Raw genomic sequence first — 2,154 nt, 5'->3', positions numbered from 1 at the left:
CTCTATCGGGAGCATCCACTTTGGAGTGGGTGCTTTCTTTATCTATAATATAACATCATCTATAATCCATTTCAATCATTTTGCACCCATTTCCTTGAGTTTACCCCACAGATTGCACAGTCTACTCCTCAACTTCCCACTTTTTTACTTGCTCTTCTTCACTGCGAATCTGAACATATCTGCCCCAAGGATTTTTACATTGAGCTTGTCTGCCTCATTCTCAAGAGATTTTATCTCGCTATCTGAAAGAGTCACACTTACTGCATCCTGCAGCTGGTCCACCTGATATGGCTTTCGGCAGCCGCATACAGGCACGATTCCCTTTGATGCGCAAAATGCCATGGCCACCTGCGGAATTGTAATCCCATGGGCCTCTCCTACTTTTTCCATCAGCTGGTACAGGCTGTGGAGCTTTCTTTTCTTTCTGTTAAACATCAGCTTCATAAGCGACATCTTGGTCTTCACCTTAGGATCTGTCAGCATGCCCTCCTCCAGGACAGCCCACGCCCAAAATGAAATACCATTTCTAAAGCACCAGTCCACCAGTCCATTTTTCTCCCATTCACGGTTGATAAGACTGTAGTGATTCTGCACTCCGTAGAGAGAAATCCCCGCCTTGTCTAAAATCGCCTTAGCCTTCACACATTCCTCCAGTGTAAAGTTGGAGATTCCAACGTGCTTTATCTTCCCCTCTTTATACAGGTCGATGATTTCACTGAGATTAGCCTCTATATCCGATGGCAAGTGAAGCCAGTAAATATCCACATAGTCTCTATTGAAATCCTGCAAATCTTTTTCAAATGATTTCCTAACCTGACCTGATTTATAGGAACCAGTTGGAGTGAATTTGGCTGATATAATCACATCCTCTGTTCCAAATTCTCCTATCATTTTCTGAGCCTTGCCCAGACCATAGTCCTGAGCCAAATCAAATATGAGAAGCCCCTTTTCCTTGGCCCTCTCAAAACACGCTCTGATAGTATCTACGCCTACACTTTCTCCACGTAACATCTTGCCGTATGCGGCGCTTCCCCAAGAATTGGTTCCCACCACAGCACTAGGCTTTAAAATATCCATAGTCCACCTCTATGCTCCTCATTCTCAAGAGACAGTACCTTGTATCCTGTCTCCTGGATAGTCTCTTTCAGCACCTGCTCATCTGGGACTTCCTCCGACAGAAAGCTGCCTTCTCCTTTTTTATGGGAGCTTTTTACCTTCTTAGCTCCTGGTACTGCCTTTCTAATTGCATCGTTGATGTGGGCTTCACACATGCCGCACATCATTCCGTCTATTTTCATAGTTGTTTTATACATACTTCCCTCCTGAACTAACCTAATTAATCGCCTTGTAGTTAGTTATCTCTAACCTTGTATGAATATTATCACCTTTTCCCAAATATAGCAACCAACTATGTCCACACAAAAAAGTGGGAAGCCTAAGCTTCCCACTGAATTATCTTTTTTAATAAAAAAATATATTACTGTTCGATTGTAATTTTCGAACATATGTGCTAAATTATTTATGCGGTTCTTCCGCACTGAAAGTACCCATGACAGGGTGGTAGTCTCCCGAGCCTATATGGTATCCAATCAATTGGATGCTACAGGAAGGGGCGAAAGAGGTCCAGTGGACCTCTGTTCTGAGCCGACCGAAGCGGCAGCGGAGACGTGGCGCCAATGAGCGATTATGAAATCTTATCGATTGTGCTTGGTATTATAGCATTGCCTTTTTTGGCTTGTAATTTATTGTTAGCGTTGCTTGACTTTCTCGACAAGAGAAACAATAAGCACAAATAAAAACGCCTCTCCTGTCTGACCCACAGAAGAGGCTGTGCTCATTTTGAGCATTTAAGTTCCTTAAACTCGTGGAGCATCCACTTTGGAGTGGGTGCTTTCTTTATCTATAATATAACATCATCCACAATCCTTTTCAATCACTTTGGCACCAAAAAAGTGGGAAGCCTAAGCTTCCCACTGAATTACCTTTTTTAATAAAAAATTGTTACTGTTCGATTGTAATTTTCGAACATATGTGCTAAATTATTTATGCGGTTCTTCCGCACTGAAAGTACCCATGACGAGGTGGAAATCTCCCGAACCATTCTATAAGGTGCTCCACAAAGTGGATGTCACTATGGAAGGGAGGTGACGCATA

Annotated in this window: 2 protein-coding genes; both read right to left on the bottom strand. The window is 42.8% G+C overall.

Annotation, left to right across the window (positions count from 1 at the left end; translation table 11 throughout):
- Positions 1 to 144: 144 nt before the first annotated feature.
- Positions 145 to 1,077, bottom strand: a complete 933-nt coding sequence (locus BLP50_RS14135) for an aldo/keto reductase (protein ID WP_090155902.1) — start codon at positions 1,075 to 1,077, stop codon at positions 145 to 147.
- Entirely contained in the window at positions 1,065 to 1,313 is a 249-nt protein-coding gene (locus tag BLP50_RS14130; protein WP_090155900.1) for a heavy-metal-associated domain-containing protein, read from the bottom strand. Before BLP50_RS14130 ends, BLP50_RS14135 begins: the two co-directional genes overlap by 13 nt.
- Between the last annotated feature and the right edge of the window lie 841 nt (positions 1,314 to 2,154).

The organism is Pseudobutyrivibrio sp. AR14, from assembly GCF_900101325.1.
In the GTDB taxonomy this organism is placed as follows: Bacteria; Bacillota; Clostridia; order Lachnospirales; family Lachnospiraceae; genus Pseudobutyrivibrio.
Note: the sequence above shows the minus strand (reverse complement) of the source record. Positions and strands in the feature narration are given on the sequence as shown.